The sequence below is a fragment of the Merdimmobilis hominis genome, assembly GCF_016901855.1.
Classification (GTDB): domain Bacteria; phylum Bacillota; class Clostridia; order Oscillospirales; family Ruminococcaceae; genus Paludihabitans.
Window position 1 is genome coordinate 1 of sequence record NZ_JACJKY010000012.1, and the last position, 25,265, is coordinate 25,265.

28 protein-coding genes are annotated in these 25,265 nt (G+C 47.7%); 22 read left to right on the top strand and 6 right to left on the bottom strand.

Going from position 1 to position 25,265, the window contains the following annotated elements:
- Positions 1 to 176: 176 nt before the first annotated feature.
- Complete coding sequence (locus H6A12_RS08255; RefSeq protein ID WP_243415402.1) at positions 177 to 1,616, bottom strand: S1C family serine protease; 1,440 nt, start codon at positions 1,614 to 1,616, stop codon at positions 177 to 179.
- A gap of 199 nt (positions 1,617 to 1,815) precedes the next feature.
- On the opposite strand from H6A12_RS08255, the gene pfkB reads away from it, so the two are divergent.
- The gene (gene pfkB / locus H6A12_RS08260) at positions 1,816 to 2,745 is read left to right on the top strand and encodes a 1-phosphofructokinase (protein ID WP_204446755.1); all 930 of its coding nucleotides are present in this window, start codon (positions 1,816 to 1,818) and stop codon (positions 2,743 to 2,745) included.
- 225 nt (positions 2,746 to 2,970) lie between these two features.
- On the opposite strand, the gene H6A12_RS08265 is transcribed toward pfkB, so the two are convergent.
- Genes H6A12_RS08265 through H6A12_RS08280 form a run of 4 tightly spaced genes read right to left on the bottom strand, consistent with a single transcriptional unit; the run spans position 2,971 to position 8,095 of the window.
- Positions 2,971 to 5,340, bottom strand: coding sequence for a homocysteine S-methyltransferase family protein (locus H6A12_RS08265; protein WP_345941235.1), 2,370 nt, complete (start codon positions 5,338 to 5,340; stop codon positions 2,971 to 2,973).
- The gene (locus tag H6A12_RS08270) at positions 5,330 to 6,004 is read right to left on the bottom strand and encodes a methionine synthase (RefSeq protein ID WP_204446757.1); all 675 of its coding nucleotides are present in this window, start codon (positions 6,002 to 6,004) and stop codon (positions 5,330 to 5,332) included. The genes H6A12_RS08265 and H6A12_RS08270 overlap by 11 nt, the downstream gene beginning before the upstream one ends.
- Positions 6,001 to 6,873 carry a methylenetetrahydrofolate reductase [NAD(P)H] gene (gene metF / locus H6A12_RS08275; RefSeq protein WP_204446759.1) on the bottom strand — a complete coding sequence of 291 codons (873 nt, stop codon included), beginning with the start codon at positions 6,871 to 6,873 and terminating at the stop codon, positions 6,001 to 6,003. Before metF ends, H6A12_RS08270 begins: the two co-directional genes overlap by 4 nt.
- A gap of 13 nt (positions 6,874 to 6,886) precedes the next feature.
- Positions 6,887 to 8,095 (bottom strand): Card1-like endonuclease domain-containing protein, encoded by a 1,209-nt coding sequence (locus tag H6A12_RS08280; RefSeq protein WP_204446762.1) that lies wholly within the window; start codon positions 8,093 to 8,095, stop codon positions 6,887 to 6,889.
- Positions 8,096 to 8,234: 139 nt separating this feature from the next.
- Here H6A12_RS08280 and H6A12_RS08285 point away from each other — a divergent pair, with 139 nt between their 5' ends.
- The 7 genes from H6A12_RS08285 (at position 8,235) to H6A12_RS08310 (ending at position 16,196) form a co-directional block, all read left to right on the top strand.
- Complete coding sequence (locus tag H6A12_RS08285; RefSeq protein ID WP_204446765.1) at positions 8,235 to 10,406, top strand: alpha-galactosidase; 2,172 nt, start codon at positions 8,235 to 8,237, stop codon at positions 10,404 to 10,406.
- A 193-nt stretch (positions 10,407 to 10,599) separates the two neighbouring features.
- Positions 10,600 to 12,546, top strand: a complete 1,947-nt coding sequence (locus H6A12_RS08290; protein ID WP_204446767.1) for an elongation factor G — start codon at positions 10,600 to 10,602, stop codon at positions 12,544 to 12,546.
- Positions 12,547 to 12,625: 79 nt separating this feature from the next.
- On the top strand, positions 12,626 to 13,450 hold the full coding sequence (locus tag H6A12_RS08295) for an Mrp/NBP35 family ATP-binding protein (RefSeq protein WP_204446770.1): 825 nt from the start codon (positions 12,626 to 12,628) through the stop codon (positions 13,448 to 13,450).
- Between the two features lie 233 nt (positions 13,451 to 13,683).
- On the top strand, positions 13,684 to 13,896 hold the full coding sequence (locus tag H6A12_RS08300) for a FeoA family protein (RefSeq protein ID WP_204446771.1): 213 nt from the start codon (positions 13,684 to 13,686) through the stop codon (positions 13,894 to 13,896).
- 99 nt (positions 13,897 to 13,995) lie between these two features.
- Positions 13,996 to 15,312 carry a ferrous iron transporter B gene (feoB, locus tag H6A12_RS13805; RefSeq protein ID WP_430623637.1) on the top strand — a complete coding sequence of 439 codons (1,317 nt, stop codon included), beginning with the start codon at positions 13,996 to 13,998 and terminating at the stop codon, positions 15,310 to 15,312.
- Between the two features lie 15 nt (positions 15,313 to 15,327).
- Positions 15,328 to 16,020 (top strand): nucleoside recognition domain-containing protein, encoded by a 693-nt coding sequence (locus H6A12_RS13810; protein WP_430623635.1) that lies wholly within the window; start codon positions 15,328 to 15,330, stop codon positions 16,018 to 16,020.
- Positions 16,020 to 16,196 (top strand): FeoB-associated Cys-rich membrane protein, encoded by a 177-nt coding sequence (locus H6A12_RS08310; protein ID WP_204446773.1) that lies wholly within the window; start codon positions 16,020 to 16,022, stop codon positions 16,194 to 16,196. Before H6A12_RS13810 ends, H6A12_RS08310 begins: the two co-directional genes overlap by 1 nt.
- A 62-nt stretch (positions 16,197 to 16,258) precedes the next feature.
- On the opposite strand, the gene H6A12_RS08315 is transcribed toward H6A12_RS08310, so the two are convergent.
- Positions 16,259 to 16,462, bottom strand: coding sequence for a helix-turn-helix domain-containing protein (locus H6A12_RS08315; protein ID WP_204446775.1), 204 nt, complete (start codon positions 16,460 to 16,462; stop codon positions 16,259 to 16,261).
- Between the two features lie 245 nt (positions 16,463 to 16,707).
- Here H6A12_RS08315 and H6A12_RS08320 point away from each other — a divergent pair, with 245 nt between their 5' ends.
- The 14 genes from H6A12_RS08320 (at position 16,708) to H6A12_RS13445 (ending at position 25,250) form a co-directional block, all read left to right on the top strand.
- The gene (locus tag H6A12_RS08320; RefSeq protein ID WP_204446777.1) at positions 16,708 to 17,097 is read left to right on the top strand and encodes a CidA/LrgA family protein; all 390 of its coding nucleotides are present in this window, start codon (positions 16,708 to 16,710) and stop codon (positions 17,095 to 17,097) included.
- Positions 17,081 to 17,773, top strand: a complete 693-nt coding sequence (locus H6A12_RS08325; RefSeq protein WP_204446779.1) for an LrgB family protein — start codon at positions 17,081 to 17,083, stop codon at positions 17,771 to 17,773. Before H6A12_RS08320 ends, H6A12_RS08325 begins: the two co-directional genes overlap by 17 nt.
- 208 nt (positions 17,774 to 17,981) lie before the next feature.
- Complete coding sequence (locus tag H6A12_RS08330; RefSeq protein ID WP_204446781.1) at positions 17,982 to 18,866, top strand: hypothetical protein; 885 nt, start codon at positions 17,982 to 17,984, stop codon at positions 18,864 to 18,866.
- On the top strand, positions 18,853 to 19,407 hold the full coding sequence (locus H6A12_RS08335; RefSeq protein ID WP_204446783.1) for a TasA family protein: 555 nt from the start codon (positions 18,853 to 18,855) through the stop codon (positions 19,405 to 19,407). The genes H6A12_RS08330 and H6A12_RS08335 overlap by 14 nt, the downstream gene beginning before the upstream one ends.
- Positions 19,408 to 19,561: 154 nt before the next feature.
- A complete protein-coding gene (locus tag H6A12_RS08340) occupies positions 19,562 to 20,326 on the top strand; it encodes a signal peptidase I (protein WP_275955298.1) in 765 nt (254 codons plus the stop codon).
- Positions 20,326 to 21,012, top strand: a complete 687-nt coding sequence (locus H6A12_RS08345; protein ID WP_204446788.1) for a hypothetical protein — start codon at positions 20,326 to 20,328, stop codon at positions 21,010 to 21,012. Before H6A12_RS08340 ends, H6A12_RS08345 begins: the two co-directional genes overlap by 1 nt.
- 130 nt (positions 21,013 to 21,142) lie before the next feature.
- Positions 21,143 to 21,457, top strand: coding sequence for an ArsR/SmtB family transcription factor (locus H6A12_RS08350; RefSeq protein ID WP_204446791.1), 315 nt, complete (start codon positions 21,143 to 21,145; stop codon positions 21,455 to 21,457).
- 82 nt (positions 21,458 to 21,539) lie between these two features.
- Complete coding sequence (locus tag H6A12_RS08355; protein ID WP_204446793.1) at positions 21,540 to 22,553, top strand: permease; 1,014 nt, start codon at positions 21,540 to 21,542, stop codon at positions 22,551 to 22,553.
- A gap of 14 nt (positions 22,554 to 22,567) precedes the next feature.
- Positions 22,568 to 22,810, top strand: coding sequence for a 4Fe-4S dicluster domain-containing protein (locus tag H6A12_RS08360; protein ID WP_204446795.1), 243 nt, complete (start codon positions 22,568 to 22,570; stop codon positions 22,808 to 22,810).
- Between the two features lie 68 nt (positions 22,811 to 22,878).
- The gene (locus H6A12_RS08365; RefSeq protein ID WP_204446798.1) at positions 22,879 to 23,253 is read left to right on the top strand and encodes a thioredoxin family protein; all 375 of its coding nucleotides are present in this window, start codon (positions 22,879 to 22,881) and stop codon (positions 23,251 to 23,253) included.
- Positions 23,254 to 23,284: 31 nt separating this feature from the next.
- Positions 23,285 to 23,749, top strand: coding sequence for an arsenate reductase ArsC (locus H6A12_RS08370; RefSeq protein ID WP_204446800.1), 465 nt, complete (start codon positions 23,285 to 23,287; stop codon positions 23,747 to 23,749).
- A gap of 117 nt (positions 23,750 to 23,866) precedes the next feature.
- On the top strand, positions 23,867 to 24,040 hold the full coding sequence (locus tag H6A12_RS13435; RefSeq protein WP_243415404.1) for a VWA domain-containing protein: 174 nt from the start codon (positions 23,867 to 23,869) through the stop codon (positions 24,038 to 24,040).
- Positions 24,037 to 24,831 (top strand): vWA domain-containing protein, encoded by a 795-nt coding sequence (locus H6A12_RS13440; protein ID WP_243415406.1) that lies wholly within the window; start codon positions 24,037 to 24,039, stop codon positions 24,829 to 24,831. Before H6A12_RS13435 ends, H6A12_RS13440 begins: the two co-directional genes overlap by 4 nt.
- Complete coding sequence (locus H6A12_RS13445; RefSeq protein WP_243415407.1) at positions 24,786 to 25,250, top strand: hypothetical protein; 465 nt, start codon at positions 24,786 to 24,788, stop codon at positions 25,248 to 25,250. Before H6A12_RS13440 ends, H6A12_RS13445 begins: the two co-directional genes overlap by 46 nt.
- Positions 25,251 to 25,265 lie beyond the last annotated feature (15 nt).

A 25,265-nucleotide genomic window follows, 5' to 3' on the forward strand; every position in this document is an offset into this window, starting at 1 on the left:
GTGGTGTCCCTTTCTTTCCCATTCCTATTCCTCCTTTTTCTCTTATTTTACTACGAAAAAAGTAGACACCCACACTTTTGTGAGTGTCTACTTTCATTTTACAGGTGCATGGACAAAATTTGTCCGCCCTGTTTTTTTATGTGAGAGAGAAATGAAAAGGAAAACGCGTGAGAAATTTATGCGGCGCTGCTTTCAGTCGATTCCTGACCGGACTGGTTCGGTGACTGCTCCTGAAGCGTTACCGTTGCAGTGCCGATTTTTCCGCTTCTTGAGATGGTGAGTTTGACTTGATCGCCGACATTTAATGTGCTGAGCACAGCGGTGAGATCTGCGGTCTCCATGACTTCGGTATCGTTGATCGTCACGATGCGGTCGCCTGCCTGCAGTCCTGCTTTTTCGGCAGCAGAGCCCTCGTTTACACTCAGAATATACACGCCGATGTTATCGACACGGTACATCAGCGCAGTCTGTGCATCGTCGATCTGTACTACACTGATGCCGAGCGATGCGCGGCCGGAAACGTAGCCGTTTTTCATGAGTTCATCTGAAACTTTTTTTGCTGTGTTGGACGGGATTGCAAAGCCGATGCCTTCGACGTCTTCACCGCTTGATTTTGCGTTGATGATGCCAACCAGTTCGCCTTTTGCATTGAATAATCCGCCGCCGGAGTTACCCGGGTTTACGGCTGCGTCAATCTGCAAGAGGTTCATGACCTGACCGTCGATTGTGATTTCACGGTCAAGAGCACTGATGATTCCGCTTGTGACCGAGCCGCCGAGCTGACCGAGCGGGTTGCCAATAACGATTGCCTGTTCGCCGACTTTCAAATCATCGGAGTCACCGAACACCACCGGTGTGAGACCGGTTGCTTCGATTTTAATGACAGCTAAGTCGGTCTGTACATCTGTGCCGATCAGCTTTGCTTCGTGCTGTGTGCCGTCACGGAGTGTAACCGTAATTTTACTGGAGTCCTCAATGACGTGGTTGTTTGTCACGATGTATCCATCAGCAGTGATGACAACGCCGCTGCCTGCACCGGTCAGAATTTGCTGTTGAAAGAAATTGCCGGTTGTGACACTTTCGGTTGTAATCTCAACAACACTGTTTGCTGTTGCATCTGCAACTTCTGTGACAGAAGTCGGTGTTGTGGTGGAATCGTTTGATGTATTCAAGGAACTTCCGCTTGTGCTCGAGGATTCCTCCTGCTGATTAGAAGTCAGATTACTGATCCATTTGCTGTTGAGCAATATGGTTCCTGCGGCGCTTCCTGCAAGGCCCAGAAGGAAACATCCTACGAGCAGCAATGCAATCCATCCGCCTTTTCCGTGTTTCTTTTTGGGCGGTTTCGGCGGTTCCGGCATTCCCCACTGCGGCGCTGCCGGTTCCTGCTGCCAAGTGCTGTAGCTTGTGGATTCCGGCGCCGAATAAAACGGCTGTCCGTCTTGGGTGTATCCGTTTGGTGCGGCTGTGTTCATGTCCGGCTGAGTCTGTGTATAAGCATCGGTGGTTTCTGCAGCGTTTGTTGTCCATGCGGTGGTATCCGGCTGTGAACCGACGGTTGTCTCTTCCGGTTCGTTTGGTTTATATCCAAATTGATTGTTCTCTTCAAAGGTCATTGTTGATACCCTCCTTAACTTTCGATGTGCTTAGTTTACCATCGTTGTTTTACGATTATGTATTGATTTCGTGCGCGCATCGTGAAACAACTGTGCCGTCATCGTGAAACAAATGTAAACAGTTTTTTATCAAAAGCCGTTTACCGATGCAGAAATTCATGTTATTATAAGGAAAAAACAGAGAGAAGGGCTTTTATCTATGGTGATGACCATTACGCTGAATCCATCGCTTGACTATGTGGCGGAAACGGTCGGAAAGGCGACCGGTTCGGTGATTCGGACACAGCATGAAACGATTTATCCGGGCGGAAAGGGAATCAATGTGTCGCTTGTTTTAAAACAGTTCGGTATTCCGTCGAAAGCGCTTGGCTTTTGCGCCGGATTTACCGGAAAAGAGCTTTGCCGGCTGTTAAGCGAAGCCGGCTGCGATGAGGATATGATTGAATTGGCGGACGGGTTTACCAGAATCAATGTAAAGGTATCGGGTGCGCGTGAAACGGAATTAAACGGCAGCGGACCGCACATCAGTCAGGAAGCGTTTTCGGCACTGATTCAAAAACTTTCCGCATTGCAGGCAGGAGATTTTGTCGTGCTTGCAGGCAGTGTACCCGCATCGCTTCCGTCGGATGCATATGAACAGCTGTTGTCCGTGGCTGCTTCGCGTAAAGCAGAGGTGATTGTGGATGTATCGGGTGCATTGCTGATGCGTGCACTGACGTTTTCGCCGTGGCTTGTAAAGCCGAATCATCACGAACTGGGTGAACTGTTCGGTGTCACGATTCAGACGAGAGAAGAAGCTGCGCATTATGCAAAAAAGCTTCAGGAAAACGGTGCGCGGAACGTTTTGGTGTCTATGGCAGAGCAGGGCGCCGTTTTGCTCACAGAGAACGGGGAAACGTGTTTTGCTGATGCACCGCAGGGAACACTTGTCAATTCGGTCGGCGCAGGGGATTCTATGGTTGCCGGATTTTTGGCAGGATGGCTTTTCACCAAATCGTTTGCGGATGCACTGCAGCTTGGTATCTGCACCGGATCTGCAACCGCTTTTTCACCGTGGCTTGCAAAAAAAGAATCCGTTCTCTCGCTGCTTTGTGAATCAGGAAAAACGGATTTTATGAATAAATTTTAAATTTTATCCAATTGGTTGTTTTTTTGTTATGTAAGGACTTTCAGATTCTTGTTATCTCGCACGTGATTCTTGCTTTTCTTTTGTTTCCATCGTTTCATACATTGACATTTGATTAGACAAGTGTATAATGAAGGAGAACAAAATATTTTCTATCTTGCGATCTTCTCTTTTTATATATCCATACCCAAACAAAAGGGCACCGCTTTTTAAGCGGTGCCCTTTTGTTTATTCGTTTTCACCAAATATATGCTGTGCAATATCAACAGACTGTTTGGCGTCTTTTGAGTAATAGTCAGCGCCGATTTTCTGCGCATATTCTTCTGTCAGGACGGCACCGCCGACCATAACGACGCAGTCCGGTTTTTTCTGTTTTAACAGTGCAATGGTTTGTTCCATGCTTTGAAGCGTTGTGGTCATCAACGCACTTAAGCCGACAAGCGGTACATCCATTTCGATCGCTGTTTGCACAATCCGTTCGGGTGCAACGTCGCGGCCAAGGTCAATGACTGTGAATCCGTAGTTTTCAAGGAGTACTTTCACGATGTTTTTGCCGATGTCATGGATGTCGCCTTTGACTGTCGCCAAAATGATTTTTCCTTTGCTCACCGAGGTGTTTCCCTGCGAAGCCATTGTTTCGCGGATGACACCGAACGAAGCCTGTGCAGCCTGTGCACATTGAATGAGCTGCGGCAAAAACAGTTTGCCGGTTTCAAACAATGCACCGGCTTTGTCGAGCGCAGGAATCAGCATGGTATTGACGATCGTCATCGGATCTGTATCGGAAAGGAGCGCTTTGGTGAGCGAGGCAGCCTCCGTGCGAAGTCCATGGAATACAGCGTCATGGAGTGTATGTGTGGAGGAAGCGGCAGGTTCGGCTTTTTTCTGCGGTGTATCTGCGCCGTAATGCGCAACGAATTCGTTTGCGTGCAGATCGTCGCAGGCGAGCATCGCATATGCGCGTACTGCGTCCATCATTTCGGTGTCGTTCGGATTCATGATGGGAAGATTTAAACCCGCACCCATTGCAAGCGTTAAAAACGTGCGGTTGACAAGCGGTCGGTTCGGCAGACCAAATGAAATGTTCGATACACCCAACACCGCATTGACGCCGAGCTGTTCGCGCACCATGCGTACCGCGCGGATGGTTTCCATTGCGGCTTCCTGTTCGGCGGATGCCGTCAATGTCAGACAGTCGATGCAGATATCACGGCGCGGAATGCCGTAAGAAAGCGCGCGGTCCACGATTTTTTTGGCAATCGCAAATCGTTCTTCCGTCGTTTTGCGGATACCGCCTGCATCCAGCGTCAAGCCAACGACCGCCGCACCGTATTGTTTGACAAGCGGAAGCACGGTGTCGAGAACTTCATCATCGCCGTTGACTGAGTTGACGATCGCTTTGCCGTTATAGACGCGCAGTGCACAAGCGATGGCTTCTTTGGAAGAAGAATCGATCTGAAGCGGTGCGTCGACAACGCTCTGAAGCGCCTTGACGACCGTGACCATCATTTCGGTTTCATCGATCTGCGGCAGTCCCACATTCACGTCGAGAATATCGGCACCGGCTTCCACCTGGGAAAGTCCCTGCGACAGAATATAGTCGATTTCGCGGTTTAAAAGTGCTTCTTTGAACCGTTTTTTTCCGGTCGGATTGATGCGTTCACCGATCACACGTACGCGGTCAATCGGTACGGCTTTTGTCGCACTGCACACAAACAGCGCGTCTTTTTTTGCTTGACGTACCGGTTTGATGTTGGCGATTGCCTGTTTGACTGCGCGGATATATGCAGGCGTAGTGCCGCAGCAGCCGCCGATGAACGAAACGCCGTTTGAAGCAGCAGCGGCAATATCGACCGCAAACTGCAATGCGTCCACGTCGTATGCGCCGGTTTCCGGATCAGGCAGTCCGGCGTTTGGTTTTAATATGGTTGGCAGATCGGTCACTTCGTGCATGGTTTGCACGAGCAGTCCGGCCTCTTTTGGTCCAAGTGAGCAGTTGATGCCGACAGCGTCTGCGCCGAGTGCTGTCATCGAGATGGCAGCCGAGCGAATATCCGTGCCGGTGAAGGTACGGCCGTCTGCTTCAAATGTCATGGTACAAAGAACCGGGAGCGTACTGTGCTCTTTTGCGGCGAGCAATGCGGCGCGCATCTCATACAAATCGGTCATTGTTTCAATGACAATCAAATCAGCGCCGGCAGATACACCGGCTTTTACGACCTCAGCAAATACTTCATATGCCTCTTCAAACGAAAGACTGCCGTTTGGTTCTAATAATTTGCCGGTGGGACCGATGTCGAGTGCACACAGCGCACCGTCTGCTGCCCGTTTTGCGATCGAGATGGAAGCAGATACAATCTGCTCGACGGAATATCCCGTTTTTTCGAGTTTTAATCGGTTTGCACCAAACGTGTTGGCATAAAGAATCTCCGAACCGGCAGCGCGGTAAGCGCGGTGAATGTCTTCGATCCATTCGGGTGCGGTGATGCTGAGTGTTTCCATCACCGTTCCGGGTTTTACGCCTTTTTGCTGAAGCATGGTGCCCATTGCGCCGTCAAGCAGAATAAACGGCTGGTCAAACAGTGTTTTAACGTCCACAAAAGTCCCCCTTTTGACGAAATTGACAGTGATCTTTTAAATTGCAGGTTTCACACGAGCGTTTGGCGTGAGAAACCTCGGTTTTCGAAAGGCCGATGATTGCAGTCACCGATTTGCGCGGTGTCAGAATGGAAGAAGCGGTTGCACACAGGCCGATTTTTCGCGGTGCATCCAAAAACGAAAGGAATTCTTCCTGAACAGTGATCGGCACATCGCCGTATCCCGGTGAGTAGCGCATGGTGCGTTTCATATCCGGATATCGGCTTTGCAGTTCTTCTTCAAACAAGTCGCAGACAACTTCCACCGCTGCCGTCGCACAGCTGTCCAAAAACAGCGCGTTTGAAAGATCGGAAAGTTCCGCCTTTCGAATGAATGCGTCGGTTTGTGCAGACAGCGTACAGGCAAGCAGTGCGGCTTGGTCACATCCGTTTAACAGTGCGGAAAGATCGTTTCCGGGAATCAAAAGCGCATCGTCAAACAGACAGCCGTCCGGTGTCTGTGTCACACGGCAGACTTTTGACACAACACGCGGCCGAATGACCGAGGAAAGTGCCTGAATGCTGTCTGCCGCCATTTGTTCTGCGCGTTCATCGTGACCGTGACAGCCGGCATAGCGCATCACTTCAGACAGTGGGATGCGTGTACACACGCGCTCTGCTGTCATACGTTTGTCTGGCGCAGTGCGCCGATGCTTTCGCAGATTTTGCGTGCAATATACGGGTTGTTCATCGTATATAAATGAATGCCGTCCACACCGTTTGCAATCAGATCGACGATCTGATCGACAGCATAGGCAATACCTGCATCGCGCAGTGCTTCCGGATTATGCTCATAGCGGTTGATCATCTTAACGAATTTCTGCGGCAGGCTTGCACCGCACAGAGAAACCATGCGTTCAATCTGCTTTTTGTTGACGACCGGCATAATGCCCGCCTCAATCGGAACGGAGATTCCTGCAATACGCGCGCGCTCCAAAAAGCTGTAGAACAGATCGTTGTCAAAAAACAGCTGAGAAATCAGATGCTCTGCGCCGGCATCCACTTTCTTTTTCAAATGCAGAATATCTTCAATCAGATTTTCGCTTTCGTAATGTCCTTCCGGATAGCACGCACCCGATACGCTGAATCCGCCGCGTTCTTTGATGAACGCAGTCAGATCGCTTGCGTGTGCAAAATCGTATTTTCTCGGCACATTCGGGTTGATATCGCCGCGCAGCGCCAGGATGTTTTCCACACCGTTTTCTTTTAACCGGTCAAGCTCCGCGCTGATCTGTTCTTTATCGGCGCTGACGCATGTAAGGTGTGCAATCGGCAGAATGCCGTATTTATTTTTGATCGCAGAAGCAATGTCACATGTCAGATGGTTGCCGCCGCTGCCGCCGGCGCTGTATGTAACACTGATGAAATCGGGCGAAAGGTCGTGCAGTTCATCGAGTGTTTGATAGATGGTTTCAATCGGGCTTTCTTTTTTCGGAGGGAACACCTCGAAAGATAATACCGGTGATTTTTGTTCAAAGAGTTTGGAAATTTGCATAAAAGCCTCCTTTTTATTCTGCGGGACACAGAAGCGGTGCAGCCGGCGCCGCAGCCGCCAGCAGTTCTGCGATTTTTGATGATTCAATATCTTCTTTTTGGATGACACAAAGGCCCATATCGATTGCACGGCGATAGGTTGCAGGAGAGGATGCGGACAAATCGCACATGGTCACAATCGCGCCTTTTGAAAACATGCCGCCGAACCATTCGGTCAGCGTGTTGATCTCGTTGAGCGCCATCGTCGACGGAACACCCGATTTGCATGACACAAACAGTGACGATACGCCGCGCGTTAAAATCAAATCAATTTCATTGATCGTGTTGACCGGTGCATGAATATCACCGTCCCAGTCAACCACAACACTGATCTGCACATCGTCGAACAGTCCGCTTTCGACAGCCTGTTTGTAGACATACATTTCAAGCCACACACCAATATCGTTTAAACATTGGCGGATGATCCCGTTTTCGAACCGGAACTGTATCCGTCCGTTGCTTGCGTGAAGGTCGTGGATCAGTCCGAAATCGGCAAGACGTGCCAAAAGCTCACCGTCAAAGGAAACGGACTTTCCGCCGGAAACACGCACAGACATTGGTGCACGTACAGAAAGTGCGTTGCCATCTGAATCATGCGAACAGATCGCCTGAAAATACTGAACCATTCGGTTAAAACGGTGCGGATGCGCCAAAAAGAGCGAGAACACCTGCGCTGTTTTTTGCAGAACGGACGGCGTCAAATCACTTGGTGTGATATGCCCGTAGCGGAGCAGTGACCCGCCTGCAAGCGACAGCACTTCCGATACGGTGAATTTCGGTTCACAGGGAAGCGTGCGTGCCTGCGGACAGCCGAATACATCAAACAGTCTGTTTTTTCTTCCGTGATAGGAAAAGACGGGTACCGGGTGTTCCTTGCAGAACATTCCCACCGCAAACAGCATCATGCTTGAGCCGCCGGTAATGTCGATGACCGCATCCGGATACCGAAACAATATTTCTATAAGCATCTGACGAATGGCATCACAATCAAAGGTGTCAACCGTAAAAAACAAGACCTCAGTATCTTTGCATTTCATTTCAAAAAAACGGGTAAGCGACTGCTGTCGGTGCGGATCTTCAAGCAGCTGTCCGCCGAGATAGATCACACGTGCAGGCCGGATGACAGACGGCGCCAATACGTTGCGCATCGGCTCGCGGTCATACAGTTCAATGATTGTTTTCATATAATTCCCTGCTTTCTGTACGGGTTCTTTTTATTATACACGTTTTTTAATAAAAACTCAATCCATGCATTTTTGTCTTGCACCGTCCGATTGTTTGCGTTACAATATCGTTGAAAAGTACAATCGGGAGGGGAACCAAATGCCCATTTCTTTTGATAAGGAACAAAAGCTGTTTCATCTTTCTACCGCAAATACAAGCTATCAGTTTTCGATTTTCGAAGGAAAATATCTGTTCTCGCAGTATTACGGAAAAAAGATTCCGAACACAGATCTTTCGTATCTTTGGCAGGTCTATCCGAGCGGATTTTCGCCGGTTTTTAAGCGCACACCGGATCATACGCTCAGTCAGGATTTGATGCCGCTTGAATATCCGGTATATGGCCACGGCGACTATCGTGCGCCGGCAATTCATGTACAGTTTGAGGACGGCAGCCGCCTTTTAGACCTTGTGTATGAATCTCATACAATTCAAACCGAAAAACCGTCGCTTGACGGACTGCCGTGTGCAGCGCCGGGGGACGAAACGCTGACCGTGACGCTGTGCGACCAGAGCGGCATTCGTGTTCATCTGGATTACACGGTATACGAAGCGCTCGATGTGATTACCCGCAGTGCAAGAATCGAAAACAACACCGGTGCACCGGTCACGATTCTTTCTGCAATGAGTATGAGCATCGATCTGCCGATTGCATCGTTTGACATGATTTCTTTGGACGGTACGCATGTGCGCGAACGGCAGATCACCCGCTCGCCGCTTTCGAGCGGTACGCACTCGGTGGAGAGCCGGCGCGGCGCATCGAGCCACCATCACAATCCGTTTGTTGCGTTTGCTTCAAAGACAACGACGGAGCATGCAGGCGAAGCATACGGCATGATGCTTTCTTACAGCGGAAACTTTGTCTGCTCTGCAGAAACCGACGCGTTTGACTCTGTGCGCATTCAGTGCGGCGTCAATCCGTTCGACTTTTCGTATGAGCTGTGCGACGGTGAAACATTCTGCACACCGGAAGCAATGTTCACCTACACCGATCAGGGGTTAAACCGCATGTCACAGCAGCTGCATGACATGATCCGGAACAATGTCTGCGTGCTTCCGGCGGCAAAACGGGTTCGTCCGATTGTCATCAATAACTGGGAAGCAACCTATTTCGGTTTTGACGAGAAAAAACTCCTCGAATTGATTGAAGGCTGCCGCGGACTCGGCATTGATACGTTTGTGCTCGACGACGGATGGTTCGGTCACCGCGACGATGACACCACATCGCTAGGCGATTGGTTCTGCGATAAACGGAAACTGCCGAACGGCCTTAATCCGATTATTGACGCGTGCGAATCGGTCGGTATGCGGTTTGGTTTGTGGTTTGAGCCGGAGATGATCTCCGAGGACAGCGAACTGTATCGCGCGCATCCGGATTGGCCGATTCGCCATCCGGACCGTCCGTACTGCTTGGGCCGTCAGCAGCTGGTGCTTGATCTTTCCAGAGACGATGTGTTTGAGTATCTGTATGAAACGATTGCGGGCGTGCTGCGTGCGCATCGAATCTCGTATGTCAAATGGGATATGAACCGCCATATCACCGATGCATATTCCGCGTGCCTGCCGCCTGCCCGTCAGCCGGAGCTGATGTTCCGTTATATGAAAAACTTGTACCGGCTGCTCCAGAGGCTGACGAGCGAGTTCCCGGATGTGCTGTTTGAGGGATGCTCGGGCGGCGGCGGACGGTTTGACGCCGGAATGCTTCGTTATCATCCGCAGATCTGGACAAGCGACGATACCGATGCGATTGCACGTCTGCGGATTCAGTACGGTACTTCGCTTGCATATCCGCCAGTCTGCATGACAGCGCATGTGTCTGCTTCGCCGAACCATCAGCTTGGCCGCCGCACACCGTTTGCGACACGCGGACTCGTTGCGATGAGTGCAACATTCGGTTATGAATTGAATCCGCTTTCACTGTCAGACGAAGAGCGTGCAGAGATCGCCGCACAGACTGCCCGTTATCATCAGATTGCGCCGCTTGTTGAGCGCGGAGATTTTTACCGTCTGGTCAGCCCGTTTGAGTCGGATGACTGCGCATGGATGTTTGTATCGAAGGATAAATCGGAAGCGGTCTGCACCTATGTGCGCCAACTCGTTCGTCCGGCAGTCCGCGGACTGCGGGTAAAACTTGCGGGACTCGATGCGGATGCCGTCTATCATATTGACGAGCTGTCCTGCGATCTGTCGGGTGCCGTTTTGATGAATGCCGGATTGCTTGTGCCGCTTCTGCTCGATTTCGAGGGCACCACATTTACACTTCATCGAATTTAAACCAACATAAAAAAGAAAGCAGTACAGAATCGGATGCGGTTCTGTACTGCTTTTTTATGAAATCGAAACGACAGATTCGTTCGTTCGTTTGTTGCGTTTTTAAATGTCGTGTGCTATAGTAACAAATAGTTGCCGTATGAAAACGGAAAATCGGGGCTTTAAACGCTTTATCGTTTGATATAGGAGAAGGGATATGAAAACAGTCAATATCGGAATTGTTGCGCATGTCGATGCGGGAAAAACGACGTTGACCGAACAGCTTTTGTTCCGAAGCGGTCAAATACGTGCAGTCGGCCGCGTGGATGAAGGCACTTCGCAGAGCGATTTTCTGCAGGTGGAGCAAAAGCGCGGCATTTCTGTGCGGACGAGTGTCGTTTCACTCATTCATGAGAATGTGCGGATCAATGTGATTGATACACCGGGGCACGCCGATTTTGCGGCGGATGTAGAACGGTCGCTTGCGGCATTGGATGCGGCGGTCGTGCTGATTTCAGCGGTAGAGGGCATCCAGCCGCAGACCGAACTGCTGATCGAAACACTTTGCCGTACCAATACGCGGATGATTCTTGCAATCAATAAAGTCGACCGTGCGGGAAGCCGGATTGATGAAATTATCAAAGAACTCCACGAACGTTTTTCGCTGCGCACAGTCTGTCTGACCGCCGTTCATAACGAAGGAGAAAAAGACTGTACGCTGTCAAAGCGTGAGATAAGCGATCCGGCGTTTTTGACCGAATCGGTTGAAACATTGTGTGAAACGTCAGATGCGCTGATGGAACGGTATCTTTCCGGTGAGGAGATTTTGCCGAAAGAGGCACAAGCACTGCTTGTGGATGCGTTTTCGTCAGGAACAGTGACACCGGTTGTATGCCTGGCGGCACTTCAGGGCAAAGGCGTGGAGGAATTGCTTTCGCTTCTTGCCGCATGTGATTTTTCGGAGAAAAACAGAACGGATGATGCGCTTTCGGGTATTGTGTATCAGGTGACACACGACAAAACGATGGGACGTGTGGCACATGTGCGGCTGTTCGGCGGTTCGCTGAAAAACCGCGACAGTGTGCAGCTTGCGGACGGCAGTGAACAGAAAATCACGCAGATTCGCCGGTATCAGGGACAAAAATTCACCGATATTCAAACGGTACAGCGCGGAGAGATCGCCGCACTGTGCGGCCTTTCGAATATCCGTGTGGGTGATATCATCGGCGAGCTTTCCGGTGCACCAAACTATGAATTGACAGAGCCGCTGTTTTGCGTGCGTGCGCATCCGCAGACGGATGGCGAGCGGTATGCACTGCTGCAGGCACTGCAGGAACTTTCCGCCGAAGATCCCGGCATGTCCGTGTCTTATGAGCAGGGCGAGCAGGAGATTGACGTAAAAGTGACGGGAAAAATCCAGCTCGAGGTGCTCACCGAACTGCTGCAAATGCGCTATGGCCTTTCCTGTACGTTTTCTGCGCCGTCGGTCATTTATAAGGAAACACCGATCAAGCCGGGCCGCGGACACGAGGCGTATACCATGCCGAAACCGTGCTGGGCGATTGTGACGCTCGATATTACACCGCTGCCGCGCGGAAGCGGCATCACATTTTCGTCGGTTGTGCCGAATAACCAGATGTTCTATCGGTATCAACGTCATGTGGAAACGGCGCTTTACCGTGCGGCACAGCAGGGACTGTATAACTGGGAAGTTGTCGATATGGATGTGGTGCTGTCGGACGGCAATCACCACACGATTCACACCCATCCAATGGACTTTTTCCTCGCAACACCGCTTGCATTGTATGATGCACTGCTGCACACAGGAACGCACCTGCTCGAACCGATGCAGAAAATGCGGGTTGCAGTGCCGGAAGAATATGCAAAAACAGTGCTCGGCGATTTTATTGCATTGCGTGCTGAACCGGATGTGCCGGTGATCAAAAACGGAATGTTTTTGGCAGAAGCGCGTGTGCCGGCATCAACCGTCATGGATTACAGCGTGACGCTTGCCGCGAAAACAAAAGGCAAGGGAAGTCTTTCGCTCCGGTTTGACGGCTATGAGATTTGTCCGCCGGGTGTCGGTGCGGCGACACGTCACCGGGGCCCCGATCCGAGAGACCGCGACCGGTACATTTTAACAATGCGCAGTGCTATGGCGTGAGGACTTGACAAAATGGGAAAACAGGCGTATTCTTTATTGTATACAAATGAAGTAAACTTTCGTTAGGAGCGTATGAATCATGAGCGAATGCAGCCATAACTGTGCATCGTGCAGTGAAAACTGCGGCGAGCGCACAGCGCCGGAGAGCATGCTTGCCCCGGAAAATCCGCACAGCAATGTAAGAAAAGTGATCGGTATCGTCAGCGGCAAAGGCGGCGTGGGAAAATCTCTCGTCACCTCGATGCTTGCAGTACTGATGCGCAGAAAAGGATATGAAACCGCCATTCTGGATGCAGATATCACAGGTCCGTCCATTCCGAAAATTTTTCATCTGACCGAGCGTGCAACCGGCAGTGAAGAAGGCATTTTCCCGGTGCAGAGCAAACTCGGCACCAAAGTGATGTCCATTAACCTTCTTTTGCCGGATGAAACCGAGCCGGTCGTATGGCGCGGTCCGGTCATCGGCAATGCAGTCACCCAGTTCTGGAGCGATGTCATGTGGGGCGATGTGGACTTCATGTTTGTCGATATGCCTCCGGGAACCGGCGACGTTCCGCTGACCGTGTTCCAGTCACTACCGGTGGATGGAATCATCGTTGTGACCTCTCCGCAGGATCTCGTTTCGATGATCGTCGGCAAAGCGGTGAAAATGGCGCAGAAAATGAACGTGCCGATCTTGGGCGTTGTCGAAAACTACAGCTATCTGGCATGTCCGGACTGCGGCAAGCACATTTCCGTGTTCGGTGAGAGCCATGTTGAGGAAGCGGCTGAGAAATACGGCCTTCCGGTGCTTGCGAAACTGCCGATCGATCCGGCGGTTGCAGCAGCATGCGACAGCGGCATGATCGAGCTGTTTGACGGCGACTGGCTGGACGGCACTGTCGAGATGCTCGAAAAATTATAAGTGAAATAAGAAGTTTACACGGCAATCTGTTTTGATGTGAGCGGATTGCCGTGATTTTTTTGCTGTGCGGGTTCGGAAAAATATTCAAATAAATTTGTAAATACCTATTGACAAGGTGCGTGTTTTGTTTTATACTATTACACGGTTAGCAGATGCTAACTTATTTTAAAGCAAATAAGTTAGTTTGGTCTAACGAAAATTTCTCCGCGAAAGAAAAACAGAGGTGAATCGATATGACACTGAAAGAGGCAACCGAAGGATTGGAATATACAATCAAGCAAATTGAAACGGATGATGAAGAGATGAATGCGTTTTTGTTTTCGCTTGGATGTTATACCGGTGAGCCGATTACCGTCATATCCCATTTAAAAGGCGGATGTGTTGTTTCCATTAAAGACGGAAGATATAACATTGACAACCAGCTGGCAGATGCAATTGTCGTGTAAACACGGCAATTTGCAGATGTTTTCTTTTTTTAACGATTGGTTAGTTTAATCTAATCGAGTATAAATTCGCAAAAAAGTAGAGGAGGATCTGTTACGAGAATTGCATTAACAGGAAACCCGAACTCGGGTAAAACTACAATGTATAACGCGCTGACAGGACGAAATGAAAAAGTCGGCAACTGGGCAGGCGTTACGGTGGAGAAAAAAGAGCATCCGATCAAAAAAGGATACTATGCGGGTGCTGAAGAGTTGATCGCTGTCGACTTGCCGGGTGCATATTCCATGTCGCCGTTTACAAGCGAGGAGAGCATCACAAGTTCTTATGTCAAAAAAGAAAATCCGGATGTTATCATCAACATCGTGGATTCTACAAATTTAAGCAGAAGCTTGTTTTTCACAACACAGCTGCTGGAACTGGGGATTCCTGTGGTTGTGGCGCTCAACAAAAGCGATGTGAATAAAAAGAAAGATACAAAAATCAATACGGGAAAACTTTCGGAAGCACTTGGATGCCCGGTGGTGGAAACGGTTTCAATTTCGTCGGATGGACTGCATGCAGTGATCGAGCAGGCTGTGGCGCGGGTGAATACAGCACAGACAGCACCGTATCATCAGGGTGATATCGATCTGACAGACAAAAAAGCAGTAGAAGATGCAGACCGCAAACGATTTGCTTTTGTCAACAATATCGTCAAAGAAGTGGAAACGCGCAAAGTACTTACAAAAGACAAAAATTTCGGCGATAAAATCGACGCAGTCATCACAAACAAATGGCTCGGCATTCCGATTTTTGCAGTTGTGATGTTTTTGGTGTTCCAGATTTCCCAGGTGTGGGTTGGTGCACCGATTGCCGATTGGATGGTCGGCTGGCTTGAAACATTCCAGAAATGGGTCGGTGGTCTTTTAGAAAATGCAAGCCCGATTGTTTCAGCGCTTGTGGTAGACGGCGTCATCGGCGGCGTGATTGCAGTTATTGGATTTTTGCCGCTCGTCATGGTCATGTACTTCCTGATTGCCATTTTGGAAGACTGCGGCTATATGTCGCGCGTGGCAGTGGTGCTTGATCCGATTTTCAAAAAGGTTGGTCTTTCCGGCAAATCGGTGATCCCGTTTGTCATTACCATCGGCTGTGCTGTTCCGGGCATCATGGCGAGCCGTACCATTCGAAACGAACGTGAGCGCAGAGCGACAGCGATGCTTTCACCGTTTATGCCGTGCGGTGCAAAAATTCCGGTTATCTCGCTGTTTGCGGGCGCGTTTTTTGACAATGCCGGCTGGGTGAGTACTGTGATGTATCTCTCCGGTATCGTTTTGATCTTCTTGGGCGCGCTGCTTGTCAATAAAATCGCAGGCTACAAATCGAGAAAATCGTTTTTCATCATCGAGCTGCCGGAATATAAAGTGCCGTCGATCTGAGGCGCGTTTAAATCCATGTGCAGCCGCGGCTGGGCATATATCGTAAAAGCGGCAACGATCATTTTGCTTTGTAACACCGCTGTGCAGATTATGCAGACCTTCACCTGGAGCTTCGGTGTCGCTGAAACATCGGATTCTTCGATTTTGGCTTCGATTGCGGGCCCGTTTGCATATCTGCTCGTACCGATTGTGGGCGTTTTATCCTGGCAGCTGGCAGCCGCAGCAGTAACCGGATTCATTGCGAAGGAAAATGTTGTCGGTACATTGGCAGTATGCTTTGTGGGACTTGAAAATCTCATCAACATGGATGAACTCGCACTTCTGGAAGGTGCAGGTGCAGAGGCAGCAGGTATTATTGCAATCACAAAAGTGGCGGCGCTTGCATATTTGATGTTCAATCTGTACACTCCGCCGTGCTTTGCAGCAATCGGCGCAATGAACTCCGAGATGAAGAGCGCAAAATGGCTGTGGGCAGGCATCGGACTCCAGCTTGGTGTCGGATATACTGTCGGATATTTGGTATACACCATCGGTACACTGATCACAGCACCGGCAACACTTTCTGTTGGCCCGGCACTTGGCGGACTTGCAGCCGTGCTTGTGTTTGCAGGAATCATCATTGCACTCATCGGCCATACCAATAAGAAATTGAAAGCGGAGTATGCACTCAGTAATGCATCAAAGCAGTATGCAGGAAGTAACGTATAATGGAAACAATTATTGCAATCATCATTCTTGTGTGTATCATCGGCGGCATCGTCTTTTATCTGTACCGGGCGAAAAAACGCGGTCAGACATGCATCGGCTGCCCGTACTGCAAACAGTGCGGCAGCAAAGGCGCATGCGGCAGTCATGAAAGCACGCACAAGCATCAGCATGAATAAACCATAACAAAAGCGAGGACAGTTTTTCTGTCCTCGCTTTTGTGATAGACGTGGTATAATGATTAGTCCTCTGTGAATAAAAACAGCTCATTTGGTGTACACTCAAGCAGCTGGCAAAGTACTTCGATGTTGTCATAGCGAATGGATTTTGTTTCGTTTTGCACCATCTTGTTAAAATTCTGATAACTCATGCCGAGCTGTTTATAAAGCCAGTATTTTGTCTTTCCTTTTTTCTCGAGTAATCGCAGTACATCTAATGTAACCATGAGGTGTGCCTCCATCTATTCTCTTGTATATATTATAGTACACAAAGAGGGAAAACTGCAAGAAAACGCGAATAGGAAAGCGCTGCAAGATGCACTGATTGATGATTTCCGTGCAGTGCAGTGAAAAAGGATTTCGCCAATTCACAGCATATTTTGTGCGTTCTGCGCGATCTGTCGTTTCGGCTTGTACTTTTTTTCGCACAGTGGTATGATAAAGAACGAAAAAAGGTTGGAGGCCATTTGATATGAAAATTTTACTGCAGATCGGTATTGTATTTCTCGTTTGTTTGGTTGGCGAATGGATTTCAGCAGTGCTGCCGTTTGCATTTCCGGGCAGTGTGATCGCGATGATTCTGCTGTTTTTATTGCTGCTGTGCAAAGTGCTCAAGGTGGAACATATCGAGCAGAAAGCGTCATTTGTGCTCAATAATATGGCGTTTTTCTTCATTCCCGCAGGTGTCGGCATGATGGAGTATTTTGATGTGCTTGGCACATACCTTGTGCCGTTTTTGGTGATCTGCACAGTATCTACTGTTCTCACATTTGCAGTGACCGCATGGACAGTGACCGGTGTGATGCGGCTTCAGACATGGATTTTGTCAAGAAAGGAGAAACAAAATGGAAAATTGGATTGATATACTCACAAAAACGCCGCTGTTTGGTATCACACTGACCATTTTTGTATACGCTTTTTTTGTATGGCTGCAAAAAAAGCTTCGTTCTCCGCTTCTAAATCCATTGATGTGGACAGTTGCAGCAGTCATTTCCATTTTGCTTTTGTGCCGGGTTCCGCTTGAGAATTATGAGCTTGGCGGCGATATCATCGGCATGTTTTTATCGCCGGCAACGGCAGTGCTTGCTGTTTCTATTTATAATCAGCTTGCCACGCTGAAAAAGAATTTGATTCCCGTTGTTGCAGGATGTCTTGCCGGCGCAGTCACGTCGATCGGAAGCGTGATTGTGATGTCAAAGCTGTTTGGTCTTGATAAAGCGATGCAAAATGCACTCACACCAAAATCTGTTACAACGCCCATTGCAATGGCGGTATCCGAGCAGTTGGGCGGCATTGTGCCGATTACGGTTGCCGCGGTTGTCGTAACCGGTATTATCGGATGCGTGGCGGCGCCGCTGATGATCCGTGTATTTTTTGTCAAAGAACCGGTTGCCGCAGGTGTTGCGATTGGTGCATGCAGCCATGCGCTTGGAACCACAAAAGCAATCGAATTGTCGGAAACACATGGTGCAATGAGCGGCATCGCAATCGGTCTTTCCGGAATCATTACAGTGCTGATTTGCTTGTTTTTGCAGTGAAAACAGAAAAGGATACAACAAAAAATATTTTTTGTGCTGTTTATTATAGAGAAAATTCTTTTATTTGGATTGCAAAAAATGGAGAAGCGTGATAAAATAAAAGCAGTTGAACTTTCTTCAGCGATGTGTGAACAATCATAGAATGGTTGTACGGGGAGATGAACAAAAATATGCAGTGTTATATACAAAAAGGAGGGTTTATTTCGACATGAAAGAAATGCAAAATCAAGTAACTGTGTCGCAAAACAAAAACAGCAAATCATGGCTTCGTATCGTGATCATTGTTTTGGCAGTTTTGTTGGTGTTTAGTGCAGGTGCTTTGGCAGCGCGGTGCATCTATTTAAATACACTGAGTGCAAAACAGTCGACAGCTACTGTTGAAAATAATTTGATTGGAAATCCGGTAAAGGCATCGGCAGATACCTCTGGTCTGAAAGTGAAAACAGTTTCAGTTTCAGATACATCACTTTCTCTGTCTGCGGCAGATTTGATGAGTGAAAAAACTGCTGTGAGAACAACGGCTTCTGGAAATACACAAACTGTGGCACAAAAAACAGAAGTTTTGAAACTGTATCAGGGAAGTCCGAGTGTTAATCAAAAATTTGAAGTGAAAAATATGCTCCCCGGCGACACCATTACAAAATATTTTTCTGTACAGGCAAGCCATAATCAGGACATCACACTGTTTTTTAACACTGAAATTACCTCTGAAAAACAAAATCTCGGTGATGTGCTGCATGTAGTGGTGGAGCATGTGGAAACAGGCAAAATTTTGTGTGATGCGCCGTTTTCGGAGATCGACGGACAGGATTTTGCAGAGGTTTTAAAAGCAAATGCACAGAATCAAACAGTTGCAACGTATAAAATTGATGTGAGTGTAAGTACTTCGATCGGAAATGAATATCAGGGTGCAGGTTTAACCGCTGACTTTAACTGGTATGTTGAAGATGAAGGTGGCTTGACACCGCCGGATACAGGTGATGATCCGACGCTGATTGTGGTATCGGTTGTATTCCTGCTTGCAGCTGTTGGTTTGCTTGTGATGCTGCTGATCAAGCGCAAAAAAGGAGGAAACAAGCATGACGAAGTTTAATCCCAATCAAACAAAAAAGAGAGTATACGGCAGCGTTTCTGCAATTCTCGTTCTTTTTTCCATGCTTGCGCTCACAACATATGCGTTGATTCACTCTATGGTGTCAGTGGATGAAAACCAATTTGAAATGGGAACCGTGAAAATTGAACTCAATGACGGCAAAACGATTTTCGATGGTTCTGATATGAATATTGAACCGGGATATTCCGTGAAAAAGGATTTTACAATCGAGAATCTTGGTACAGTTGATGTATATTATCGTCTGTATCTTGAAAACATCACCGGTGCATTATATTCTGTTTTAACATTTGAGATTTATGACGGTGATGAACTGCTGTTCAGCGGTAGAGCACAGGATCTTAATAAAGAAAATCCTTGTGTCGGCAATGTGCCGCTTGCAGCAGATGAAACACGTACACTGACTGCGGTAGTCAAAATGGATGAGAATGCCGGAAATGATTATCGAAACGGCGGTATCACATTTGATATGACAGCTGAAGCAGTTCAGGCACGTAATAATCCGGATAAATTATTTGAGTGATGCTTTTCATTTGATATCGAATGGGTATATGGTGCTGTTTGTGCATCGGTATCATAGCAAGCGATTCCTTATATTGTGAAAAACAGATTCGATTGAATCATTTTGTACAATCCCTGCTCTCGATTTTCAACACCGGGAGCGGAGATCAAAGGGCATGGATGATTTCGTGCCTTTTGATCCCCGAATAGGCAAAAAAGGAGAGGATACATGCGTGAAGAAAACGTTGAGCATAGTGGGAAAAGTTGTAACCATCATAATATTGTTATTTGCGGTTTTTGTAATGATATTCACAGTAATCTCGGTGAATACGGTTGGAAAAGATGCTGATTTTTTAGGATATAAACCATATATCGTATTATCCGATTCGATGAATGGCACTTTTTCTGTTGGTGATTTGTCAGTCAGCAAAAAGGTTGATCCGCAGACGCTGGAGGTTGGCGACATCATTACATTTGAATCGATTGACCCCGCCAATTACGGTTCAGTGGTCACACATAAAATCCGAGAAATTACAACCTATGAAGGCGAACCGGCATTTGTGACGTATGGTACAGCAACCGGCGTAGATGACAGCTATCCGGTGCCGTTTGAAAATGTAATCGGAAAGTATCAGTTCTGTCTGCCGAAAATGGGTTATTTCTTTGAGTTTTTGAAATCTCCTGCGGGATATATTACAGTTATTTTGATTCCGTTCCTGGTTTTGATTTTGCTGCAGGCAGTCAATTTCTTCCGGCTGGTGCGCCAATATAAAAAGGAACAGCAGCAAGAGCTGAACGAACAGAAAGCGAAGCTTGAAAAAGAACGGATTGAAGCACAGAAAATGCGTGCTGAACTGGAACGATTGAGAGCACAAATGAAAAATACCGAAACGGATGATTCGGCTTTCATAATGTCTGATGATTTTGGAGGTGAACAGTAATGTTGGTGAAAGGAAAAAAACGTTCGGCAAAAAAGGCACCTGGCATATCGCGGAAGGTGATGGTGATTCTCACAGCATTGGTGATTGGTGTTGTGTGCTATTCTGTCACTGTATATGCATGGTTCCAGGCGAACATCGCAAACTCAGGAAACGTTATTACCGCTGCAACATTCGGACTGAATGTGGCGATTGAAGATGAAACATCTGCTGGTGATGGTGTGTATTCATTAGATGCCAATAAAAAATATACCATTACCTTGACACGTACCGGCGAGGCAGATGGATACTGTGTGATTGAAGGAAACAACGACACATGGTATACAGCAGTGATTGAGACCGATGCTCCATTTACGTTCACATTTATTCCGGAAGCAGCTGGAGACTATTCGTTTACAGCATCATGGGGTACACCGCCGGAAGATGCCGATTTAATTAAGGATGGTTCTACTGTTGGGAAACTTGTGACAGATAAACCGTCCGGAACACTTACAAAACCGCAAGGCAGTGCAAGTTCCGAGAAACCTAATACCAATGCAAGTACAGCAGAGTCGTCGGAAGAGAACGTGTCTTCTGAGAGCAGCGTTTCTTCCTCGGAGAAGACGGAAAGCGCTGTGAGCGAAGAGGTTCAAACCAGTGAAGAAACGATGGTTTCTACGGGACAAGAAAGCAGTAATGAAGCTGAATAATTGGTAAAGTTAGCGATTGAAAAATCCTCGCATCGGCGGGGATTTTTCTTTTATCATGCAAATATATATTGACAATCATCTATGTTTTTGATATACTACGAATAGATAATCATCAATGTGAGGTGTGCGAATGGAAATCGATGCAAAGAAAACAGCGACAATCTTCAAAGCCTTTTGCGATGAAAATCGCATCAGAATATTGATGCTGTTATCAACCGGCGAAAAGTGTGCCTGCAAGCTTTTGGAGACGCTTCAAATTACACAGCCGACACTGTCGCATCATATGAAGATTTTGTGCGATTCCGGCATTGTTGTCGGCAGAAAAGACGGCAAATGGATGCACTATTCCATATCCGAAGAAGGCACAGCATATGCCAAAGCTTGCTTTTCTGCTGTTACAAACTGTCATCAGACGGACGAAGAATCACAGTGCTGCATAAAATAAAAGTGATTGTTTCGACAATCATTTTTTTATCAAAATAATATCGATATATTTAAATATAACGATATAAAGAAAGGGCGATGGTATGGAGCACATTAAGACAATTTGGGATTTTTTCCAGAATGAAGTACTCAGTATGGCTTGGTTGAATCGATGGATTGGCAGTGTGCTCGACGGATTTGGCGTCGATATTTCAAGTCGCATTGGCGGAAGCATTCAGTTTTTCTTGTATGATGTCATCAAGATTATGGTGCTGCTTGCGAGCTTGATTTTTATCATCTCGTATATTCAGAGTTATTTTCCGCCTGAGCGCACAAAGAAGATTTTGGGCAGATTTCATGGAATCGGTGCGAATATCATTGCGGCGCTGCTTGGAACGGTGACACCGTTTTGTTCCTGTTCTTCTATTCCGCTGTTTATCGGGTTTACCAGTGCGGGACTGCCGCTTGGTGTGACGTTTTCTTTTTTGATTTCTTCACCCATGGTAGATCTCGGTTCGCTTGTGCTGTTGATGAGTATTTTTGGTTGGAAAGTTGCGGTTGTTTATGTGATTGTCGGGCTTATCATTGCTGTTTTGGGCGGTACATTGATTGAAAAGCTTCATCTTGAACATCAGATTGAGGATTATATCAAAAATGGCCGTGCGATTGATTTGCCGCAGGAACAGCTGCAGGTAAAAGACAGACTCAAATATGCAGCACAGCAGGTGTGGGCAACTGCAAAGAAAGTTGCGCCATACGTTTTGATTGGTGTGATGATTGGTGCAGTAATTCACAACTGGATTCCGCAGGATTTTGTGGTAAGCGTATTAGGAAACGAAAATCCGTTTGGTGTTGTTTTGGCAACGGTTTGCGGTGTTCCGATGTATGCGGACATTTTCGGAACGATTCCGATTGCGGAGGCGTTGCTTGCAAAAGGTGCGATGCTTGGCGTGGTGCTTTCATTTATGATGGCAGTCACAACACTGTCGCTCCCATCGATGATTATGCTTCATAAGGCTGTAAAGCCAAAATTGCTTTTGATATTCATCGCCATTTGTACCATTGGAATTATCATAGTGGGCTATTTGTTTAACGTGTTTCAGTCAGTGTTGCTGTAAAGGGAGGCAGAGCAATGGAAAAATGGTATCCCGTTATTGATATTTTATCTTGTATGGAATGCGGCGGCTGCATTACAGTGTGCACACACGGTGTATATGCAGAAGAATCTGATTTGACTCCCGTGGTGATGCATCCGGATGCGTGCGTGAACCATTGCTATGAATGCGGTGATGCATGTCCAATCGGCGCGATTGCATATATCGGTGAAGATACCGGATGGATTCCCGCCGCAAAAAGAAATATGCCGACAGAATAGCCGCCTGCATGTGCATGTGGCTGCGCATGCGGTCGGTTATCATAAAACAATTTTAGGAGGAATTTTTGATGGCTTTGTTTGGATTTTTGAAGAAGGAAGAGAAAAAAACATGCGGATGTGCGTGCGGCGGAAACTGCGCACCATCTGCACAAACGGAGAAGACTGCACAGCCGTGCTGCTGCGCATCGTCGGAGGATTCGATGAAGATTAAAGTGCTGGGCAGCGGATGCAAAAACTGTCATACGCTTTTTGAGAACACAAAGCAGGCAGTAGCTGACAAGGAAATTGCAGCAGAAGTCGCATATATCACAGATATGAAAGAAATCATGCTGTACGGCGTTATGCAGATGCCGGCGCTCGTGGTGAATGAAACGGTTGTTTCGATGGGAAAAGTGCTTTCTGCCGCAGATATTGCGCAGCTGCTTGAGCGTTACAGCAAATAAGACAAAAACCGTTCAAATGAGGTGTTTGGCAATGATAACAGAAGAGACGATCGAAAAAACAACAGAAGAATCCATTCGCAGCAAGATTGGTTTGACGAGCGATCAAAAACCGAAAGTCGCTTTTTTGTGTGTTCATAATTCCTGCCGCAGTCAGATGGCGGAAGCGCTTGGCAAGCATTTTGCAAGCGATGTATTTGAAAGCTATTCTGCCGGTACGGAATTAAAAGATCACATCAATCCGGATGCAGTGCGTCTGATGAAAGCACAATACGGCATTGATATGGAGCAAACGCAGTACAATAAACTGCTGATCGATATTCCAACACCGGATATCGCCATTTTCATGGGATGCAATGTGAGCTGCCCGAATTTGAAAGCGGCATACAAAGAAAACTGGGGACTGGATGATCCGAGCGGTCAATCGGATGATGTGTTCAAAGAAATCATTCTTCAGATTGAAAAGAATGTGCTTGCATTAAAACAAAAATTACAGTAATACAATGCCGATCTTCGTATCGAAGATCGGCATTGTTTCGTCCCTGACAGCTGGCGCACATTATGTGATCTTCTGCATAGAATGAAACGGAATTTATCAATATAGGAGGAAGACACAATGGGAGTTACAAGCTCAAACAAGCAAATCGATGCGGATCGTATTGACTGTAACGGGACGTTAAGAGTGACGCTTGCGCTTTCTGCTTCGCCGGATATTTCTTCGAATCCAACCGATATTGTCTTGGTGCTGGACCGATCCGGCAGTATGGCAGGCAGTCCGCTCGCAATATGAAAGCGGGCGCCAAAACATTTATCGATATTATTGAACAGGCGACAGACGGCGTATCAGACGGCCAGATTGGCTCCGGCAGCCGTATTGGTGTTGTGAGTTTTGCAACATCGGCAACGACTGATACGCAGCTGATTACGTCGGTTGCTGCACTCAAAAATGCAGTAGACAGCCTGACAGCAGGCGGAACAACGAATCATGCAGATGCATTTGAAAAAGCGATACAACTGTTTGATCCGCTTTCTGCAAATGCAAAGGTGATCGTCATGTTCACCGACGGAAAAACGACAGCAGGTCCGTTGCCAGCGCCGGTAGCAGCTGCAGCAAGAGCATCCGGCATCATTATTTACTGCATTGGACTGATTGGTACTGATGGCATTGATGTGGATGTTTTAAATGACTGGGCGACCGATCCGGATGCTTCGCATGTTGCGGTGACGCCGGATGATGCAGATTTAGAGGAACTGTTTGCCGATTTGGCTGCAAATATCTCGAAAACCGGTGCAACCAACATCGTGATTGATGAGGTGATCAGTCCTGATTTTGTGATTACAAGCGTTTTCCCGCCGACAAAAGGCACTGCAATGATGGTGGACAGCAACACCATTCAGTGGCATATGGACGAACTCGGTGTATCGGCAAATGAGGGTGCATCGCTTGAATTTTATATAGGCACATTGCAGATGACGGCGGAGAGAAACTTGTCAATGCATCGATCACGTATTCCGACAATGAAGGGAACATTGTTGTGTTTCCGACACCGCGTGTCGCGGTTTCCTGCGCGATTGAAGTGACGCCGGAGCCATGTCCGGTACCGGTGGAACTGATGATTGACGGCTGTGAGGACGCGGTGATTTTGGATGCCGGCAGTGTGATGCTTTCTTCACTTGGCCGAATCTTACAGCTGGATGTGACAGTGAAAAACGTGTGCCCAAACAAGCGTGTTGCACTGGCTGTGATTCTGACAGAAGTTGATCAAAACGGAATGGAATATTCACGCGGAATGAAAACCATGACGCTTCCGGCGCATACATCTGATTCTTGCCGTGATGTTCTGGTCAAATGCATTTCGTTTGTGCTGCCGGAGGATTTGGACGTATTGAGCGGCAATAAGGATGCAATCTGCAATCCGAGAAAATTGAAAGTCCGGTTTATTGCGCACAATATCGATACCGATTATCGGTGCTGTGATACCGTGATTACGCTGTCCTGATAAAGAAAAAAGGTT

Excerpts from the sequence above, each read along its gene's own strand:
- H6A12_RS08365 (WP_204446798.1), top strand. The coding sequence starts at position 22,879 with ATGGCTTTGTTTGGATTTTTGAAGAAGGAAGAGAAAAAAACATGCGGA.
- H6A12_RS08350 (WP_204446791.1), top strand. The coding sequence starts at position 21,143 with ATGGAAATCGATGCAAAGAAAACAGCGACAATCTTCAAAGCCTTTTGC.
- H6A12_RS08370 (WP_204446800.1), top strand. The coding sequence starts at position 23,285 with ATGATAACAGAAGAGACGATCGAAAAAACAACAGAAGAATCCATTCGC.
- H6A12_RS08355 (WP_204446793.1), top strand. The coding sequence starts at position 21,540 with ATGGAGCACATTAAGACAATTTGGGATTTTTTCCAGAATGAAGTACTC.
- H6A12_RS08280 (WP_204446762.1), bottom strand. The coding sequence starts at position 8,095 with ATGAAAACAATCATTGAACTGTATGACCGCGAGCCGATGCGCAACGTA.
- H6A12_RS13440 (WP_243415406.1), top strand. The coding sequence starts at position 24,037 with ATGAAAGCGGGCGCCAAAACATTTATCGATATTATTGAACAGGCGACA.
- H6A12_RS08320 (WP_204446777.1), top strand. The coding sequence starts at position 16,708 with ATGAAAATTTTACTGCAGATCGGTATTGTATTTCTCGTTTGTTTGGTT.
- H6A12_RS08285 (WP_204446765.1), top strand. The coding sequence starts at position 8,235 with ATGCCCATTTCTTTTGATAAGGAACAAAAGCTGTTTCATCTTTCTACC.
- H6A12_RS08345 (WP_204446788.1), top strand. The coding sequence starts at position 20,326 with ATGTTGGTGAAAGGAAAAAAACGTTCGGCAAAAAAGGCACCTGGCATA.
- H6A12_RS08295 (WP_204446770.1), top strand. The coding sequence starts at position 12,626 with ATGAGCGAATGCAGCCATAACTGTGCATCGTGCAGTGAAAACTGCGGC.
- H6A12_RS08290 (WP_204446767.1), top strand. The coding sequence starts at position 10,600 with ATGAAAACAGTCAATATCGGAATTGTTGCGCATGTCGATGCGGGAAAA.
- H6A12_RS08330 (WP_204446781.1), top strand. The coding sequence starts at position 17,982 with ATGAAAGAAATGCAAAATCAAGTAACTGTGTCGCAAAACAAAAACAGC.
- H6A12_RS08325 (WP_204446779.1), top strand. The coding sequence starts at position 17,081 with ATGGAAAATTGGATTGATATACTCACAAAAACGCCGCTGTTTGGTATC.
- H6A12_RS08255 (WP_243415402.1), bottom strand. The coding sequence starts at position 1,616 with ATGACCTTTGAAGAGAACAATCAATTTGGATATAAACCAAACGAACCG.
- H6A12_RS08315 (WP_204446775.1), bottom strand. The coding sequence starts at position 16,462 with ATGGTTACATTAGATGTACTGCGATTACTCGAGAAAAAAGGAAAGACA.
- H6A12_RS08310 (WP_204446773.1), top strand. The coding sequence starts at position 16,020 with ATGGAAACAATTATTGCAATCATCATTCTTGTGTGTATCATCGGCGGC.
- H6A12_RS13435 (WP_243415404.1), top strand. The coding sequence starts at position 23,867 with ATGGGAGTTACAAGCTCAAACAAGCAAATCGATGCGGATCGTATTGAC.
- H6A12_RS08340 (WP_275955298.1), top strand. The coding sequence starts at position 19,562 with ATGGATGATTTCGTGCCTTTTGATCCCCGAATAGGCAAAAAAGGAGAG.
- pfkB (WP_204446755.1), top strand. The coding sequence starts at position 1,816 with ATGGTGATGACCATTACGCTGAATCCATCGCTTGACTATGTGGCGGAA.
- metF (WP_204446759.1), bottom strand. The coding sequence starts at position 6,873 with ATGCAAATTTCCAAACTCTTTGAACAAAAATCACCGGTATTATCTTTC.
- H6A12_RS08270 (WP_204446757.1), bottom strand. The coding sequence starts at position 6,004 with ATGACAGCAGAGCGCGTGTGTACACGCATCCCACTGTCTGAAGTGATG.
- H6A12_RS08360 (WP_204446795.1), top strand. The coding sequence starts at position 22,568 with ATGGAAAAATGGTATCCCGTTATTGATATTTTATCTTGTATGGAATGC.
- H6A12_RS13810 (WP_430623635.1), top strand. The coding sequence starts at position 15,328 with ATGTGCAGCCGCGGCTGGGCATATATCGTAAAAGCGGCAACGATCATT.
- H6A12_RS08335 (WP_204446783.1), top strand. The coding sequence starts at position 18,853 with ATGACGAAGTTTAATCCCAATCAAACAAAAAAGAGAGTATACGGCAGC.
- H6A12_RS08300 (WP_204446771.1), top strand. The coding sequence starts at position 13,684 with ATGACACTGAAAGAGGCAACCGAAGGATTGGAATATACAATCAAGCAA.